At 63.1% G+C, this 16,342-nt stretch carries 17 protein-coding genes; 10 read left to right on the top strand and 7 right to left on the bottom strand.

Annotation, left to right across the window (positions count from 1 at the left end; translation table 11 throughout):
* Positions 1-13 precede the first annotated feature (13 nt).
* Positions 14-1,522 carry a SulP family inorganic anion transporter gene (locus JQ624_RS35600; protein ID WP_212423549.1) on the top strand — a complete coding sequence of 503 codons (1,509 nt, stop codon included), beginning with the start codon at positions 14-16 and terminating at the stop codon, positions 1,520-1,522.
* 31 nt (positions 1,523-1,553) lie between these two features.
* Positions 1,554-1,694 (top strand): hypothetical protein, encoded by a 141-nt coding sequence (locus JQ624_RS35595; protein ID WP_212423548.1) that lies wholly within the window; start codon positions 1,554-1,556, stop codon positions 1,692-1,694.
* 83 nt (positions 1,695-1,777) lie between these two features.
* Here the strand turns inward: JQ624_RS35595 and JQ624_RS35590 are convergent, their stop codons facing one another.
* The gene (locus tag JQ624_RS35590) at positions 1,778-2,449 is read right to left on the bottom strand and encodes a phasin family protein (RefSeq protein WP_212423547.1); all 672 of its coding nucleotides are present in this window, start codon (positions 2,447-2,449) and stop codon (positions 1,778-1,780) included.
* 214 nt (positions 2,450-2,663) lie between these two features.
* On the opposite strand from JQ624_RS35590, the gene JQ624_RS35585 reads away from it, so the two are divergent.
* The 3 genes from JQ624_RS35585 (at position 2,664) to JQ624_RS35575 (ending at position 5,955) form a co-directional block, all read left to right on the top strand.
* Positions 2,664-2,867: a hypothetical protein gene (locus JQ624_RS35585; protein ID WP_212423546.1), complete on the top strand. Its 204-nt coding sequence runs from the start codon at positions 2,664-2,666 to the stop codon at positions 2,865-2,867.
* Between the two features lie 321 nt (positions 2,868-3,188).
* Entirely contained in the window at positions 3,189-4,319 is a 1,131-nt protein-coding gene (locus tag JQ624_RS35580) for a glycosyltransferase family 2 protein (protein ID WP_212423561.1), read from the top strand.
* A 133-nt stretch (positions 4,320-4,452) separates the two neighbouring features.
* The gene (locus JQ624_RS35575; RefSeq protein ID WP_212423545.1) at positions 4,453-5,955 is read left to right on the top strand and encodes a glycosyltransferase family 39 protein; all 1,503 of its coding nucleotides are present in this window, start codon (positions 4,453-4,455) and stop codon (positions 5,953-5,955) included.
* A 13-nt stretch (positions 5,956-5,968) separates the two neighbouring features.
* On the opposite strand, the gene JQ624_RS35570 is transcribed toward JQ624_RS35575, so the two are convergent.
* Entirely contained in the window at positions 5,969-7,864 is a 1,896-nt protein-coding gene (locus JQ624_RS35570; protein ID WP_212423544.1) for a CHASE2 domain-containing protein, read from the bottom strand.
* Positions 7,865-7,875: 11 nt separating this feature from the next.
* Positions 7,876-8,397 carry a FecR domain-containing protein gene (locus tag JQ624_RS35565; protein ID WP_212423543.1) on the bottom strand — a complete coding sequence of 174 codons (522 nt, stop codon included), beginning with the start codon at positions 8,395-8,397 and terminating at the stop codon, positions 7,876-7,878.
* Positions 8,398-8,671: 274 nt separating this feature from the next.
* Here JQ624_RS35565 and JQ624_RS35560 point away from each other — a divergent pair, with 274 nt between their 5' ends.
* From JQ624_RS35560 to JQ624_RS35540, 5 genes are all read left to right on the top strand, one after another.
* Positions 8,672-9,367 carry a DUF899 family protein gene (locus JQ624_RS35560; protein WP_212423542.1) on the top strand — a complete coding sequence of 232 codons (696 nt, stop codon included), beginning with the start codon at positions 8,672-8,674 and terminating at the stop codon, positions 9,365-9,367.
* Between the two features lie 509 nt (positions 9,368-9,876).
* The gene (locus JQ624_RS35555; RefSeq protein ID WP_249130327.1) at positions 9,877-11,046 is read left to right on the top strand and encodes a DUF2778 domain-containing protein; all 1,170 of its coding nucleotides are present in this window, start codon (positions 9,877-9,879) and stop codon (positions 11,044-11,046) included.
* A gap of 237 nt (positions 11,047-11,283) precedes the next feature.
* Positions 11,284-12,768: an AMP nucleosidase gene (locus JQ624_RS35550; RefSeq protein WP_212423541.1), complete on the top strand. Its 1,485-nt coding sequence runs from the start codon at positions 11,284-11,286 to the stop codon at positions 12,766-12,768.
* Positions 12,769-12,793: 25 nt separating this feature from the next.
* Entirely contained in the window at positions 12,794-12,958 is a 165-nt protein-coding gene (locus JQ624_RS35545; RefSeq protein WP_212423540.1) for a hypothetical protein, read from the top strand.
* 386 nt (positions 12,959-13,344) lie between these two features.
* The gene (locus tag JQ624_RS35540; RefSeq protein WP_212423539.1) at positions 13,345-14,124 is read left to right on the top strand and encodes a Crp/Fnr family transcriptional regulator; all 780 of its coding nucleotides are present in this window, start codon (positions 13,345-13,347) and stop codon (positions 14,122-14,124) included.
* A 70-nt stretch (positions 14,125-14,194) separates the two neighbouring features.
* Here JQ624_RS35540 and JQ624_RS35535 read toward each other — a convergent pair whose 3' ends face one another.
* The 4 genes from JQ624_RS35535 to JQ624_RS35520 form a co-directional block, all read right to left on the bottom strand.
* Positions 14,195-14,416: a hypothetical protein gene (locus tag JQ624_RS35535; RefSeq protein ID WP_212423538.1), complete on the bottom strand. Its 222-nt coding sequence runs from the start codon at positions 14,414-14,416 to the stop codon at positions 14,195-14,197.
* 42 nt (positions 14,417-14,458) lie between these two features.
* A complete protein-coding gene (locus JQ624_RS35530; RefSeq protein WP_212423537.1) occupies positions 14,459-14,671 on the bottom strand; it encodes a hypothetical protein in 213 nt (70 codons plus the stop codon).
* A 768-nt stretch (positions 14,672-15,439) separates the two neighbouring features.
* Complete coding sequence (locus JQ624_RS35525; protein ID WP_212423536.1) at positions 15,440-15,727, bottom strand: GIY-YIG nuclease family protein; 288 nt, start codon at positions 15,725-15,727, stop codon at positions 15,440-15,442.
* A gap of 163 nt (positions 15,728-15,890) precedes the next feature.
* Positions 15,891-16,342, bottom strand: a 452-nt coding sequence (locus tag JQ624_RS35520; protein WP_283817007.1) for a TCP-1/cpn60 chaperonin family protein, incomplete at its 5' end; no start/stop codon positions are given.

The following is a 16,342-nucleotide window of genomic DNA, read 5'->3' as shown; positions in this document are numbered from 1 at the left end:
TCCGGAAATTCCCATGCAAGTCGCCAGCCCCGCCGTTACCCAATCACAATTCGAAGATTCGCCGTCGATCTCTGCGGTGCTTCGCGCCCCGAACCTCTTCGTTCGTGAATCGCTGGCCGGCATCATTACGGCGCTGGCGCTGATCCCCGAGGTGATTTCGTTCTCGTTCGTTTCGGGCGTCGATCCCAAGGTGGCGCTGGTCGCCTCGATCGTGCTGTGCCTCGTGATGTCGGTTCTCGGGGGCAGGCCGGCGATGGTAACCGCAGCGGCCGGCTCGATCGCGCTGGTGATAGGCCCGATGGTAAAGATGCATGGGGTCGGCTACATCCTGCCGACCATCATCCTTGCCGGTGTTATTCAAATCGTGTTCGGCCTTGCCGGTCTGGCGCGGCTGACGCGCTTCATCCCGCGTTCGGTGATGATCGGCTTCGTCAACGCGCTCGGCATTCTCATCTTCGCCGCGCAGGTGCCTCATATCCTCAACGTTCCATGGCTGGTCTATCCCCTGTTCGCGCTGACGATTGCGATCGTCCTCGTCATGCCGCGGATTACGACCGCCGTGCCGGCGCCGCTGGTCGCCATCATCGTCGTGACGGCGATTGTGATCGTGGGGCAGCTGCCGGTCCCCAATGTCGGTGGCGAAGGCGCGATGGCGCCGGGGTTGCCGAGCATCACTGCGTTCGCGGTCCCGCTCGATCTCAATACGCTCCGCATCATCTGGCCGATCGCCATCAGCGTTGCCTTTGTCGGCCTGCTCGAGACGTTGCTGACCGCCAAGCTGGTCGACGACCTGACCGACACGCGGTCGCACAAGGGCAGGGAATCCTGGGCGCTGGGCGTTGCCAACATCGCCGCCGGCTTCTATGGCGGCATTGGCGGATGCGCGATGATCGCCCAGACCGTCGTCAACGTGAAGATCGGACAGGGCCGCACCCGGATTTCGACGGCGGTCGCAGCCATCGTGCTTCTGGTGCTGGTGACCGGCCTTAGCGAGTTGATGGCGCAGATCCCGATGGTCGCGCTGGCGGCCGTCATGATGATCGCCGCGCTCAAGACGATCGATTGGCACAGCGTCAGGCTGACGACGTTCAAGCGGATGCCGATCCCCGAAACCTTGGTCATGGTAACGACCGTTGCGGTGACCGTCGTCACCAGCAACCTCGCGGTCGGCATTGCCGTCGGCGTGATGCTGGCGATGATCCTGTTCGCGCGACGGGTCGCGCATGTCATTCGCGCCGAACGTACCGTGAGCCAGGACGGCCAGTCGGTCCGTTACAGCGTCCACGGGCCGCTGTTCTTCGGCTCCAGCAACGATCTCGTCGAGCGTTTCTCCTACGGTGCCGACCCCAAGCGCGTTCTGATCGATCTAACCCATTCCCAGATCTGGGATGCGTCGAGTGTCGCGGCGCTGGATTCGATCGAAACCAAATACCGCGATCATGGCGCGACCGTCACCTTCACTGGGCTCGACCAGCGCAGCTCCTCATTCCGCGAGCGGCTGACTGGCCAGCTCGGCGTGTGAATTTCGGATTGCAGGACGAAAGGACCATTCGATGGCCATCATCCAGTGGATATCAACCCTCACCAGCAAGATCGTGCGCGCCTGGGCCGGCCGCTACCGGCCGGAGCGGCACTACATGCGCGGGGCGGGACCGGCGTCGAAACGCGGCCAGAGCCAGGGCGCCGGCTCATAGGCGGAATCCTTCGACAAAAAGGCTCCGGAAAACCGGAGCCTCTTGCTTCCACTCATTTGCGTCGAACCGGTCTCGCGTGAACCTCAGGGCTTGCCGTGCGTCGCCGGCGTCTTGCCCGTCAACCCCTTGAACGGGTCGAGGGTTTGCTTGGCAAGGCGGTTGTGCAGTTCGCAGATCTTCTGCGACTCGGCGACCGAGGTTTCATAGGCCCGCTTCACAAATTCGCTCTGAACCGTCATCGCCTTGTCGAGCGAGCGAACGCCGCTGAGCTGTTCGACGAACGATCCGAACTCCTCGATCGACTTCCTTGTGTAGTCGCGATAGGCATTCGCGATGGTCTGCAGGCTCACCGGCGCAGGCTCGGCTGGTGACGGCTCGGCTGACGCGGTCTCGGCTGAAACGGACTCGGCTGGGACGGACTCAGCTGGGACGGACTCGGCTGAGACGGACTCGGCTGAGACGGGCTCGACGGGCGAGGGCTCGGAAGGCGGGGGCGCGGCGGCCGGCTGCGGCTCGGGTGACGCGGCGACGGTAACGACGGGCTCCTCGACGGCCGGCTGCTGATCCAGCTTCGGGCTCTCCGCGTGAACCGGCTCTGGCTGCTGGAGTTCCTGATCCTGATCCGGGCTCTGCAGTTGAGCCGGCGCCGGGCTCTCAGGCAAACTCTGTTGGGGAACTGCTTTTTTGCGCCGGTCCCCCTTGCCCTTACGCCGTCCGGATTTCCCGGCCGGTTTGGTGTCATCTGTCGTCGACATTTTTTTCCCCTATTCCCTGTCAACCCGAAGGCCGAGACTCCGCCATGTTTACGATGGAATCGCGGTTCTTGCTTGTCCGTTACGCGGCGCTCGCGTGGTGAGATTTTGGAGGCCGGCGTCGGCGCTGGTTTTGTCGATGGCGGACGCCGAGACTATTCCTTCAAAAGCTTTTTCCATGATATCAGTTCCCGGTCAGGCGTAGGGGTAGTTGAGTATGAATTCGCAATCAGTCGCCGGTCTTTTGGGAGCCATCGTCGCATCGATCGTGATGGTGGTTGCAATTGCCTACGGGCCGATCGGCCAGTTCGGAAAGCCCGCCAAGCCGGCGAACTTTCAGCAGCCCGCGCCGGCGCTTCAGCCGGTTCCTGCGGCGCCAGCCCCGCGCGGACCGGTGATTCGGGAAGTGCCGAACCAGTAGGGGCGGGATCGCTTCTTGCGGAATGCCCCGGGCGTTCCTATCTGCTATCCAACGGCGACGTTGACGCTTCAAGGCTCCGGCGCTGGGACGACCATGAATAGTTTGGCTGCGCCGGATGTACGCGCGCCCTCTGTTCGTGGTCGTTGGCATTTCAGAGCATTTTCAAGCGAAGTAGGCCCCGGACCCGGTCCGGCGGCGGCTACTGATTCGACCTCGCGGGCCGACACCGGGTCGATTTCGCCCCCGTTTTCACCGTCCAGTCACCTCGTTCCTGAAGCTCGCCTTGGCATGTCGGGCGGCTGCGGATATACGCTGGCGATCATGAATGACGCCATCAAACCGGGCCCCGAAACCCCGTCGCAGGCCGGTTTGCCTGAGCTTTCGGTCGTTGTCCCGACCTTCAACGAGCGCGACAATGTCACCGTGCTGTACCGGCGGCTGGAGGCCACGCTGACCGGCATCGGCTGGGAAGTGATCTTTGTCGATGACAATTCCCCCGACGGGACCTGGGAAGTGGTGCGGGGGCTGGCGCGGAAGGATTCCCGCGTCCGCTGTATCCGCCGGATCGGGCGGCGCGGCCTGTCGGGTGCGTGCATCGAGGGTATTTTAGCCTCGAGCGGCCCCTACGCGGCTGTCATCGACGCCGATCTGCAGCACGATGAAACGCAACTGCCGAAAATGGTCGCGCTGCTGCGGAGCGGCAAGGCGGAACTCGTGGTGGGCAGCCGCTATATCGAGGGCGGCAGCGCCGACAGTTTCAACAAGCAGCGGGCAGGGGCCAGCCAGCTTGCAACCGAGGTCGCCAGGCGCGTCCTGAAGGTCGAGGTCGCCGATCCCATGAGCGGCTTCTTCATGATCCGCCGCGACCGCTTCGAGCAATTGGCGCCGCAACTCTCGACCCAGGGCTTCAAGATCTTGCTCGACCTCATTGTGACCGGGCAGGGCAAGCTGCGCGCGGTCGAGATTCCCTATACTTTCGGTTCGCGCCAGCACGGCGAGAGCAAGCTCGATTCCATGGTGGCGCTGGATTTCCTTGGCCTGGTGCTGGCCAAGCTGACGCACGATGTTGTTTCGCTGCGTTTCCTGTTGTTCGCAATGGTCGGGGGCACCGGCCTTGTGGTGCACCTCGCGACGCTGTTCATCGCGCTCGAAATCTTCAAGGAACCGTTTGCGGAGGCGCAGGCCGCCGGCGCGCTGGTTGCGATGACCAGCAACTTCGTCCTGAACAATTTTCTCACCTATCGCGACCAGCGGCTGAAGGGATTTGCGATCCTGCGCGGCCTGCTGCTGTTCTATCTCGTCTGCGGCGTCGGATTGCTCGCCAATGTCGGCGTCGCGTTCGCGGTCTTCGACCAGGAACCGATCTGGTGGCTCGCGGGGCTTGCCGGCGCGCTGATGGGCGTTGTCTGGAACTATGCCATGTCCGGACTGTTCGTCTGGCGCAGGCGATGACCAACAGCGTTTTCGAGCGAAGCATGCCCTCGGACTTGATCCGGGGGTGGATGCCGGTTCGCGTCAAGAAAACGCGTCAAAACGATAAAGTAGAGCCTGGTTCTGATTCAATCAGAACCAAAAGGGCTCCAAAATGAATCCGAACGAGGCGCGGGTTGCTCTCAACACGGGTCTGGCGATCCTGGCGCTGGTTGGCGTACGCCTGATTGCCGCGGCGTTCACGCCGATCACCTTCGACGAAGCCTATTACTGGATGTGGTCGAAGCATCTCGCCGGCGGCTATTACGATCATCCGCCGATGGTCGCGGTGGTGATCCGGCTCGGCACCCTGATCGCGGGCGATACCGAGTTCGGCGTGCGGCTGGTCTCGATCCTGCTGGCGCTGCCGATGAGCTGGGCGATCTACCAGGCCGCAGCGATCCTGTTCGGCAGCCGGCGCGTGGCCGCCTCATCGGCGATCCTTCTGAACATCACGCTGATGGCCGCGGTCGGCACCATGATCGTCACGCCGGACGCGCCGTTGCTGGTGGCGTCTAGTTTCCTGCTGTTTGCGCTCGCCAAGGTGCTGCAGACCGGCCGTGGCGTGTGGTGGCTGGCGGTCGGCGCCGCCGCCGGTTGCGCGCTGCTGTCGAAATACACCGCGCTGTTCTTCGGGCCGGCGATTCTGATCTGGCTGGTCGCTGTTCCCAAGCTCCGGCACTGGCTGATCTCGCCGTGGCTTTATCTCGGCGGGCTGGTCGCACTGCTGCTGTTTGCTCCCGTCATTCTCTGGAACGCTGAGCACCGCTGGGTTTCCTTTATCAAGCAGATGGGGCGGGCGAGGATCGAGGATTTCCACCCGGTCTTCATCGCCGAGCTGATCCCGACGCAGATCGCGTTCGCGACGCCGCTGGTATGGATCCTCGGCGCGATGGGGCTTTACGCGCTGTTCCGCCGTCGCGCCGGCGCGCTGCCGGCGCGCGCGCTCGTCAATACAATGTTCTGGGTCATCGTCGCCTATTTCGTCTGGCACTCGCTCCATGCCCGTGTCGAGGCCAACTGGTTTGGACCAATTTATCCGGCGTTTGCGATCGCCGCCGCCGTCGCCGCGCATCTGGTCGAATGGGAGCCACGCTGGCAGCGCCTGGTCGATTTCTGCCGGCGCTGGGCGGCGCCGGGCGGCGTGCTGATGTTCGTACTGCTGGTCGTGCAGGCCGACACCGGCGTGCTGTCGGGCTATCGCCGCGATGCCACCGTGCGCAGCGTCGGCGTCGGCTGGCGCGAAACGGCCGATGGAATTGAGGCGGTGAGGGCGCGCGTCGGCGCAACATGCGTGCTCGCGCCGGATTACGGCACCACCGCCTGGCTCGCCTTCTATCTGCCGAAGGGCACCTGCGTCGCGCAGCATAGCCAGCGCATCCGTTGGATAAACATGCCCGAACCTGATACGGCACAGCTCGCCGGCAAATTGTTGTATGTATATGAGGCATGGCTCGGCGATACGCCCTATCTGAAAGACAGGTTTGCCCGTGTCGAACGGGCAGGCGAGGTCTCGCGCAAGCGCGGCCCGCTGGTGATCGAGACCTATGCGCTCGATGCATTGGAAGGTCCGAAGGGCGAGGTGCTCGACCGCACGCCGCCGCCGGAAGCGCGATAGAGCGCGCGGCCGGTTACTCCGCGGCGTCAGGATGCGTGCGTTGATCCATGGTGGGATGTTCGCCCCGCCACAGCCAGACCGTGAGCGAGCCTGACCGGCCGCGAATCTGCGTCTCGACCGGGCCGGCAAGGTTGCCGGTCTTCAGCCGGGCGCCGGCGCGCTCCGCCGCGACGCGCAACGTATCGCTCAGTGCCAGCCTGACATCGTGGCGGGCCGCCACTTCCATCAGACGGCTCGCCACGTTCACGGTGTCGCCGGTTGCGGTGATGTGCTGATGGTTGCGGCCGCCAAGCCGGGAGGCGACGATCGGTCCGAAATGCGCGCCGATCTTGAAGCCGATCCGCACGGCGATCGTCGGCGGCAACGCCTCGATCCAGCGCTCGGTCCTGACGCAGAGCGCGATCGAACACTGCGCCGCGCGCACAGCGTCATCCGGCCTAGCCTCGGGCAGGCCGAACAGGATCATGGCGCCATCGCCGAGAAAACTCGTGATCATGCCGCCGCACCGCGTCACTTCCTTGTCGACCAGGGCGTGAAACTCCTTCAAGAGCCCCCTGGTGGCATCCGGACCGAGTGTTTCGCTGAGTGAGGTAAATCCGGACAGGTCGACGAACACCACGGCGGCATTCTGCCTGACCGGCGCCAGCAGGAAGTCAGGATCGCGCGTCAGCCATTCCTGCAGGCCCGGCGTCTGGAATTGTTCGAGCAGCTTGTTCTGTGCGGCGAGATGCTGGGCGCTGCGCCGGCCCGACCATAGTTGCAACGTACCGAACAGGACGACCGGCGGCACCGTCGCGGCCATTGTTGTCGCGGTGTCGAGCCATATGCCGTACGCGAAAGCAACCGTATTCGCAGCCGCCCATGCCAGCATCACCGCGCTGACCGTGAGCAGACCGACTGCGTTTCGCCGCCACGCCAGCAAGCCGACCAGCAGTATCGGGAGCAGGATCGTCATAATGGCCTCGACGATGCGAACCGGCCGGTTGCGCACGACGCCGTCCCCTGCGACCAGATGCGTAATCGCGGTGGAAATGATTTCCACGCCCGGCATCATTGAATCGAACGGCGTCGGAAAGAAGTCGCCGGCGCCGGTTGCGGTCGCGCCGAGGACGACGATCCGGCCCTCGATGGCCTCCTTGTCGACCTGGCCGTCGACCAGATTTGCGGCGCTGACGGTGCGAATGGTGCGGCGCGGGCCGTAATAGGAAATCGGCAGCGCATAATTGGAAGCGGTCGCGATCGGCCGGTCGCCGAACAGCAGGCGATCGGGCTCGATCGTCAGCTTCTGGCCGATCGCGACGGACGCGACACGAAGCGGAAACGACAATTCGATTTTGTCGCGTGTCCGGAACAGCATCGGGATCGACAGCGGCGTGCCGGTCTGGCCCGTCGCCACATTGGCGATGCCGACTTCCGCGCGGTCGGCAAAGGCGGGCAGCGGCAGCAGGAAGCGGTCGGCCTTCGGCAGGCGGGCCAGCGGCCCGCCGTCTTCCGCGGAAGGCTGAACGATGTTCGAAAATACCGCCGCCGCGGCAAGCACGCTCGGACTCGCCGCGAGCGATTTTGCGAGCGCCGCATCGCCGCCGGCGGGGCCCTTGTCGACCAAAAGAAGATCGATCGCGATGATCTTCGGCTCCAGCCGGGCGATCGCCTCGACGATTTTCGCTATCTCCGCGCGCGGCAGCGGATAGGTGCCGCCGAGTTTGACGACAGTGTCGTCGATCGCAACGATCGTGACGAGGTCCGGCGGCGCCCTTACGCCGCGCGCCAGCGTTCGCACATCTGATAATGCCGACTCGAGCCGGTCGAGAAACCGCAAATGGCCGCTGGTATGGCCGAGCCATATCGCGCCTGCCCACCATCCCGTGCAGAGCAACGCAACCAGAATATGAAGACGTCGACGGCTCATTTGCGTGTCATCTATTGTCCCAATCTTGCCATCAGGGCCGTCACGCGCGCGGGCGGCCAGCGTTTCACGATCAACTCGCCTGGTCCCTCGACATCGACCCCGTCGCCGGGGCCGAGTACGACGCTGCCGCGGCCGGCGGATCGCGCCACGCTGACGCGGCCATCGACGACGAAGACCGATGTCTTTGCACCTTCGGCGTCCACCGCCCATTTGGTGCCGCGCACCGCGGCAATGGCCTGCGGCGTCACCACGTTGAACTTGGCGCGGCCCGGCTTCTTCGGCACGTCGAGCAGCATGGCCTTGTTGCTGAGTTCGACGGAATCGACGTGGCCGTCGCGGTTGCGATCCCTGAGCTCGAACTTCGCACCACTTTCGGCCACGATCGTGATCGCCGTCGGGCAATGGAGCGTTTGCGTTCCCTGAGCCGTCGGCGCGGAAATACAACCCAGTTTCGCTGGCTGGGCCAACGCATCTCCAGCGAGGAGGCCGAGGCTTGCAACAGCGATAGTTCCGGTGCGTGCCAATATTATCATGGCAGCTTCCCCTTCGGGGTATGGGCGAAACAGGTGTTGATGATACGGTACCGTATCATGGGACCGGCCTCCAGTACAAAGCCCTCGGCAGGCGATAGTATGTCTGCCTCCGGCGGTTAAGGTTCGGCGATAGCTCCCATGCAGAAAATCCGCGCAAACCGGCTCGAAAACGGGCGGAATGGGGCGGTTGTGGGCCGAGTTTTTTTCCCGCGGGTGTCGGATCCGTGAGGCGCGGCGCGTCTTGTAACCGAGCAACCAACGCCGAGGTCCTCTCATGTCCGGTTCCACCCTGAAACCCGCCGCCGAACTCGCACGCGGCAACAGCGTGCGCTTTCCCAACGAGAGCGCCGAGTATCGCCGCGCCCGCGTGCAATTGCTGGCGGAGGAGATCGAGCTGCGCCGCCACATCGAACGCGTCGCCGCATTGCGCCGCGCGCTGCCGCCGGGAGGGGCGGTGACGGAGAACTATGCGTTCGAGGGCGAGGGCGGCAAGGCGACCTTGTCGGACCTGTTCGGCAACAAGCAGACGCTCGTGATCTACAGCTACATGTTCGGTCCTGCACGCGAGCAGCCGTGCCCGATGTGCACCTCCTTCATGAGCACCTGGGAAGGCAAGCTGCCCGACGTCGAGCAGCGCATCGCGTTCGTGTTCGTGGCGCGCTCGCCGATCGCGCGGCTGATCGAGGCGAAGAGGGCGCGCGGCTGGACACAGCACCGGATCTACTCGGACGGGTCGGGCGATTTTACGCGCGACTACGTCAGCGCAGCCGATGCCGATGCGCCCGGCTACAACGTGTTCACGCGCCGCGACGGCAGCATTCGCCATTTCTGGTCCGGCGAAATGGGACCATCGACCGCCGATCCCGAACAGGACCCGCGCGGCGCGCCCGACATCGATCCGCTGTGGACCATTCTGGACACGACGCCGGAAGGCCGCGGCAAGGACTGGTACCCGCGGTTGAAGTATTAGCGCCGCGCTCGGGAGGTGCTGGCCGAGCACGCTCGCTCGATCAAGGTGCAGCATACGCTGCGTCCGCGGCCGTTATGGCCGGCGAGAACGAGTTCGACCCGTTCAAGGACTAGAGAGCAATTCCGTTCCGATGGAATCGGAACAGGGCTGTAGATTTTTGATTTGACGCGTTTTCTTGACGCGACGGTATCCATCCCCGGATCAAGTCCGAGGGCATGCTTCGCTGGAAAACGCTCTAATGCCTCAACTTGGCCCGATATGGGACATCCGGTGGGCAGAAACACCGGATGTCCCTGATTGCGGCGGAATTCCCGCATCGTTACGGATACAATTTCCCCAATAGTTCCATGCATTTGGGCCATGCCTTACATCCGCCCGCGTTTAATCCGGATTTAACTAGAAGTCGCCTTAATGACGCTCTGCGCCTCTGCGAGATGCTGCCGGGGACCTATCCGGACGCAGCATCAAATGGGGGACTTGGTGGAATTGTTGTTCTGGGCGTTGTGTGAATGAGTAAGCGTATGCGTGCGTTCGGCCCTGCGGTGCACAACCGCAGGAAACCTTCCCGTAAGGGCATTCCCCAACATTTCCTCGGCGGTGTCGCGGTCGCAGGCCTCGTGCTGGGCTGCGCCTGGACCGTTTACACCAACGTGCTCGGCGCCAGCGTTTATCCAACAGTGAGCAGCGCCGCCTTCGAGGCGCCCGTCGTCAAGAACCCGGCCACCGTCGCTGCCCGTCCGGTGCAGCCGGCTTTCAACGAAATATTCGCATCGCTGGAGCAACGGCCGCTGGTGATGCCCGCGCCAGAGAACGTCGCGTCTTCGCTGATGTTTACCGAACGGTTCGCCGCAGCGGCGGCGCAAGGCGAGCCGTCCAGATCTGTCGGGTCCCAACCCGTCGAAGCGACCAAGCTGGCGGAAGCTTCGCCGCCGGCCGAAGCGCCGAAGGCCGTTCAGGCGTCGAAGCCTGTTGAGACGCCGAAGCCAAAAGTTTCCGCACCGGCCACCAAGCTCGCCTTGAACGTTCCGGCCACGGCGCCGAAGGAGGCCGACGCCAAGACTGCGGAGGACAAGGCCGCGAAGCCATCCGGTACTTCCATTCGCGACATGGCGCAGCGCGCCAAGGCCGCCGTGATGTCAATTGCCTCCAACGAGAAGCAGACCATGGTCGAAAAGCTGTGGGGCAAGCAGCCGGCTGGTGGGTTCCTGGCTTATGCATCCGCCGACGCCAGCGTCACCGGCAGCATCATCGATACGCGGAGCCAGAACCCGATGATGGGCGGATCGCCGCCCTATGACCGCCAGACCGCGGTGTACGATATCGCCGCCAAGACGGTGTATCTGCCCGACGGCACCAGGCTCGAGGCGCATTCGGGGCTCGGCTCCAAGATGGACGACGTGCGTTATTCGCATGTGCGGATGCAGGGCGTGACGCCGCCGCACATCTACGAACTGAAGCCGCGCGAGGCGCTGTTTCACGGCGTGCCGGCGCTGCGGCTGACGCCGCTCGGCGGCGAGGAAAAAATCCACGGCCGCGACGGGCTGCTCGCGCACACCTACATGCTCGGGCCGAGCGGCCAGTCCAACGGCTGCGTCTCGTTCAAGGACTATTACGCGTTCCTCGACGCCTACAAGAACAAGGGCATCCGCCGCCTCGCGGTGCTGGCGAAGATCCAGTAGCGGGATCGGGTCGCTGCTCTCGTGCGCCCGGTGGCGCAAACCTGTCATGGCGCAAACCAGGCGCCTCGCAGAAATTCGTCGTCCCTGCGAACGCGGGGGCAAGCCCCGGGACGACGGGGTATTTCCGAGTACGACCCCAGACGTGTCTGGAACGAGACTCGATTGTGGTTATATTTGCTGATCGAGCGTGAGTCTCCGCTCGACAACCGTCTGGCGCGAAGCGACATGTGATCCGCAATGCTCGTCGAAACTCCACCGCCTTTCGCGACCGAAGCATTCGTCGATGCCGGTGCGGCCGTTGCCCGTCTCGAAGAGATCTACGAGCGCAACACCCGGTTCCTTCGCGATCGCTTTGAAGCCTCTGTCAATGGCGGGGCGTTCACGACGCGCGTGCGAGCCTGTTATCCGTTTGTGCGGATGACGACCTCTACGCATGCGCGGCTCGATTCGCGTCTCGCTTACGGCTTTGTCGCGGGGCCAGGCGTGCATGAGACCAGCGTGACGCGCCCGGATATTTTCCGCACCTATCTCACCGAACAAATCGAGCTGTTGGTCAAGAACCACGGCGTGCCGGTTGAAATCGGCGAGTCGAACGAGCCTATTCCAATTCATTTCGCCTATCGGCGGGACATCAACATCGAGGCAGCGCTGACGATTGCCGACAGCTCGGCCTTTACGCGAACGCTGCGCGACGTGTTCGATACGCCCGATCTTGCCGCCATGGACGATGCGATCGCCGACGGCACGTTTGAGCTGCCCCCCGGAGCACCCGAACCCCTGTCCCTGTTCCGTGCAGCGCGGGTCGATTACTCGCTGCGCCGACTCTATCACTACACCGGCACCGATCCCGAGCATTTCCAGAATTTCGTGATCTTCACGAACTACCAGTTCTATGTCGATGCCTTCGTGCAACTGTGCCAGCAGCGTCTCGCATCGGGCGAGATCGGTCCCGATGCCTTTGTTGCGCCCGGGAATGCGATCACGCGCAATGCGCGGCTTGGCGGCGGTACGACCGGGACTACCTCCGAGCGGGCGCCACAGATGCCTGCCTTTCATCTCGTCGAGCCCGGTTATCGAGGCATTACCCTGATCAACATCGGCACCGGTCCGTCCAATGCGCGCAACGTCACCGACCACGTCGCGGTGTTGCGGCCGCACGCCTGGCTGATGGTGGGGCATTGCGCGGGCCTCAGGAATACGCAGCGGCTCGGCGACTACGTGCTCGCGCATGGTTACGTCCGCGAGGATCACGTGCTCGACCACGAGCTGCCGCTCTGGGTTCCGATCCCGGCGCTTGCCGAGATGCAGGTCGCGCTCGAGGAAGCGGTCGGCGAGGTTACCGGGCTGACCGGCTTTGAGCTCAAGCGGTTGATGCGTACCGGAACGGTCGCAAGCGTCGACAATCGCAATTGGGAAATCAGCGGCCCGTCGGTCATTCGACGGCTGTCGCAATCCCGCGCTATCGCACTCGACATGGAGTCCGCGGCGATTGCCGCCAACGGCTATCGCTTCCGCGTCCCCTACGGCACTTTGCTGTGCGTCTCCGACAAGCCGCTGCACGGCGAAATCAAGCTCGCCGGCATGGCCAGCGAATTCTACCGCCGACGCGTCGGTCAACATCTCGAGATCAGCCTGAAGGCGCTCGAACGGCTCAAGCACCAGGAATCCGAGCGCCTGCATTCGCGCAAGCTCAGAAGCTTTGCCGAAGTCGCATTTCAGTAGGCCGCAGGGTAGGCAAAGCGATAGCGTGCCCACCATCAAGACAGACGGTTGGCGATGGATGGCCGTGGGATACATTCCGGTTGAGAATGTCATTGGTCGCGTCGGCATGATCTTCTTCTCCCTCGACGCCGGCGGCAACGGCGCGCCGCCTGCCATTCGTTACGGACGGATCGGCACTGTGGTGCAATAGCGCGACACTAGTGGCTGCGTTACAACGCTGGCGCCGCGACGCTCGACGGGGATCTCGTGGTTGCGCGGCTCATTGAGAAGCAAAAGCTGCCGCTTCAAGCGCTAGTCGGCTTGCCGTACGTCGGAATTGGAACCGCACGGTCCCGTAAGCTTACGGTGTTACCCATGCGTATTTTATGGTTGCGTCCGGAGGCCCATTTGCATCTAACTCCTTGAGGCCCCGCGAGCAGTCTGCCTCGCGCCCGAGCGTTTCGAGTTTGTTGTTAATTGAGAGCTTGTTTGAGTGAGTGTGCGTAGAGAAAGCAGATTTAAATTCATGTTCAGGCCGCCGTTCCGGGACGCTCCAAATGGCGATGGTCGCAGACGCCTCACCGCGGGTTCCACGCAGTGACGCGTCCTGCGGTAATAGGTAATCGCCTTCTTGCTGCATTGCCGGCATTGGACCTTGACCTGCTGAGGCCCGAGCTTGAGATGGTCGCGCTCGATCAGGACGCGGTCATTTCGCGGGCGGGTGACGCGATCGAGTACGTCTTCTTCCCTTATAGCGGCGCCATCTCGCTGATGATCGAGATGGCGGACGGGCATACAGTTGCCATCGCCGCAGTCGGGCGCGAAGGGGCGGTAGGTATTCTTTCGGTGCTCGGGCCGTCGTCTGCAGATAATACCGCGGTCGTTCGTGCGGCCGGCACCGCCGCCCGGATACCCGCACCGCGATTTCACGCCGCTTTCAACCGGAGCCCTGCGATACGGCACGCGGTCCAGATTCACGTCAGGGCGATGCTGAAGCAGCTTCAGCTCGGTTCGGCCTGCAACGCGCTTCACCCGGTCGAAGCGCGCATGGCTCGCTGGTTGCTTCAGCTTCGCGACCGCGTCGACCATGATGTGCTCCCGCTCACCCAGCAGGCGCTCTCGCAAATACTCGGTGTGCGACGTACGACCGTGACGCTCCTGATGCGCAATCTGCGCGCGCGTGGAGCGATCAGGTCCGATCGACGAGGCCTGATCGAGATCGACCCGGCGCGGCTCGCGGCGGCAGCGTGCGAATGCCACAACGTCATGCATCTCGAAGTCGAGGAGATGTTCGCGACGAATTTGGCCCGATCTCGCGCGGCGGCTCTGCCCGAAGACCGGCGCATTCCAGGAAGTAAATCGGGCGGTGCCATGTAAGCGCGTTTCCGCGCAACCGCTCGACCTTCCGCATCGCGACCTGCCGCTGCGGTATTCCCGGAAAGCCGCATCAAACAGTGGATTCTCCGCCCGATCCGGTTCTCTGCCGCCAATCTCGGCCGGGTGCTTGCTCGGATGCCGCCTCGAGTCTCGCAATCTCTCGCAGCACCTTCGCCGTCTGGCGCAGATCATTGCGCTCAGGACCCGGCTTCAGCCGTCGTGCTTCGTAAAGAAATTCCTTGGCCTGCAGCAGCCAGGTGGATGTTTCAGTTGGGATTTGCACTCGCGCCATGGTGTCCCCCCATCGCGATGACAACCTGATCTGTGTGGACGCTTACGCCAGCGAGTCCGCGCTGCAGTGCCGCATCCGGATGCCTGGCTCGTCGACCCAGGCTTCCCGCGCGAACCAGGCATGATCGGCGCGGCAAATCGGGCAACGGGTGCGCGAGAAAAACACCGCGCTACGCCCAAAGCTCTCACGATCAGTCTGGATGCCGGTGGGAATCGCGTGTCCGGTTTGCGGACACTTGACCATGACCATACCCATGTCGCCCTCCCTGGAGATTGTTTTCTTGTTATCCCTTGCAGAAAGCACCGGCCGGTTGGAATGCGCCTGTTGGCGGTGCGGGTGATTTGGGGGGCATCGCGCACCTGGTCTGATCGAGCATCGGGCAGTGGGGCTCTTGCTCGTTACTGGCTTATTTCCTACCGGCCGGATCCCTCCTCAAACAAACCTTGGACGTTGAGCGCGGCTTTCCTGGCCGGCTCGATGAAAAACCCTGGTGAAGTGTTTCCTGATCGGCTCACCTGTTTCCGTCGCGTTCAGCGTGACTTTCACTTCGCTTTCACTCACGGCACGATTATCCCTCTCAGGCGAAAGCATTCCCCGCGACGCTCGCCAGCGCCACGAAAGCTCGCGCTCCGTGTTCGATCAGATTTTGGGTGAACCTTGATCCAGCCCCGACATTACTCTGGACTACGGAACGTCGGACTGTCGGTTCGGTTTGCGACTCTCGCGAAAATATTTTTTGAAATTGTCAACATACACCATCGTATATTTTTAGAGCGGTGTGCATAACAAGGATATCCTAGCGAGCGTGAAGTGTTTTCTTCAGCGTGACGTTGCGAATTTTTCAGCGTGACGTTGCGGCGGGCGTCGGCGTTCACTGCGCGGCAGCGGTCCTCCGCACCCGTCTGCTCAAACAAAAACCCCGGCATCGCTGCCGGGGTGGGGGTGCATTCCGTGGATCGCAGGCCATTCTCGTCATTCCGGGGCGGCGCGAAGCGCCGAGCCCGGAATCCATCCGTCCAAGTATCAGGTAGATATTTGCGGATATAGATCGATCCACTGTGGATTGCGCTCTTCAATCAGCCGAATCTTCCAGGCTCGCCGCCACTTCTTTAGTTCCTTCTCGCGGGCAATGGCCGTTGTGGGGTCGTCGTAAATTTCGAACCAGACCAGCCTGTCGACGCCGTATCGCTTCGTGAAGCCGGCGACCGCTTTGCTCTTGTGCTCGTACACGCGGCGAACGATGTCGTTCGTCACGCCAAGATAAAGCGTTCCGCATTTGTCGCTTGCGAGGAGGTAGACATAATAGGACATGAGCAAGCGTAGCAATGGATTCCGGGCTCGGCGCTCCGCGCCGCCCCGGAATGACGCCTGATGTTATTGCGGGCTTGCGAGAAAAATCAACGCTCAAACAGAAACCCCGGCATCGCTGCCGGGGTTCTGCATTCCTTGAATAACCGCCTTGAGAGGTTGGACCTTAGAAGTCCATGCCACCCATGCCGCCGCCCGGGGGCATGCCGCCTGCGGCGCCCTGGTTCTTCTTCGGCAGCTCGGCGATCATGGCTTCGGTGGTGATCAGCAGAGCCGCGACCGAGGCCGCGTTCTGGATCGCCGCACGAACGACCTTGGTCGGGTCGATGATGCCCTTGGTGACGAGGTTGCCGTATTCGCCGGTCTGCGAGTCGAAGCCGTAATTGTACTGCTCCTTCTCGAGGATCTTGCCGACGATGACGGAGCCGTCTTCACCAGCGTTGATCGCGATCTGGCGGGCCGGCGCGGAGAGCGCCTTGCGCACGATCTCGACACCGGTCTTCTGATCGTCGTTCGCGGTCTTGATGCGCTTGAGCTGCTCGGAGGCGCGCAGCAGGGCGACGCCGCCGCCCGGCACGATGCCTTCTTCAACCGCCGCACGGGTCGCATGCATCGCGT

It is taken from the genome of Bradyrhizobium sp. AUGA SZCCT0283 (assembly GCF_018130385.1).
Lineage (GTDB): Bacteria > Pseudomonadota > Alphaproteobacteria > Rhizobiales > Xanthobacteraceae > Bradyrhizobium.
Note: the sequence above shows the minus strand (reverse complement) of the source record. Positions and strands in the feature narration are given on the sequence as shown.

Excerpts from the sequence above, each read along its gene's own strand:
- JQ624_RS35600 (WP_212423549.1), top strand. The coding sequence starts at position 14 with ATGCAAGTCGCCAGCCCCGCCGTTACCCAATCACAATTCGAAGATTCG.
- JQ624_RS35595 (WP_212423548.1), top strand. The coding sequence starts at position 1,554 with ATGGCCATCATCCAGTGGATATCAACCCTCACCAGCAAGATCGTGCGC.
- JQ624_RS35590 (WP_212423547.1), bottom strand. The coding sequence starts at position 2,449 with ATGTCGACGACAGATGACACCAAACCGGCCGGGAAATCCGGACGGCGT.
- JQ624_RS35585 (WP_212423546.1), top strand. The coding sequence starts at position 2,664 with ATGAATTCGCAATCAGTCGCCGGTCTTTTGGGAGCCATCGTCGCATCG.
- JQ624_RS35580 (WP_212423561.1), top strand. The coding sequence starts at position 3,189 with ATGAATGACGCCATCAAACCGGGCCCCGAAACCCCGTCGCAGGCCGGT.
- JQ624_RS35575 (WP_212423545.1), top strand. The coding sequence starts at position 4,453 with ATGAATCCGAACGAGGCGCGGGTTGCTCTCAACACGGGTCTGGCGATC.
- JQ624_RS35570 (WP_212423544.1), bottom strand. The coding sequence starts at position 7,864 with ATGAGCCGTCGACGTCTTCATATTCTGGTTGCGTTGCTCTGCACGGGA.
- JQ624_RS35565 (WP_212423543.1), bottom strand. The coding sequence starts at position 8,397 with ATGATAATATTGGCACGCACCGGAACTATCGCTGTTGCAAGCCTCGGC.
- JQ624_RS35560 (WP_212423542.1), top strand. The coding sequence starts at position 8,672 with ATGTCCGGTTCCACCCTGAAACCCGCCGCCGAACTCGCACGCGGCAAC.
- JQ624_RS35555 (WP_249130327.1), top strand. The coding sequence starts at position 9,877 with ATGAGTAAGCGTATGCGTGCGTTCGGCCCTGCGGTGCACAACCGCAGG.
- JQ624_RS35550 (WP_212423541.1), top strand. The coding sequence starts at position 11,284 with ATGCTCGTCGAAACTCCACCGCCTTTCGCGACCGAAGCATTCGTCGAT.
- JQ624_RS35535 (WP_212423538.1), bottom strand. The coding sequence starts at position 14,416 with ATGGCGCGAGTGCAAATCCCAACTGAAACATCCACCTGGCTGCTGCAG.
- JQ624_RS35530 (WP_212423537.1), bottom strand. The coding sequence starts at position 14,671 with ATGGGTATGGTCATGGTCAAGTGTCCGCAAACCGGACACGCGATTCCC.
- JQ624_RS35525 (WP_212423536.1), bottom strand. The coding sequence starts at position 15,727 with ATGTCCTATTATGTCTACCTCCTCGCAAGCGACAAATGCGGAACGCTT.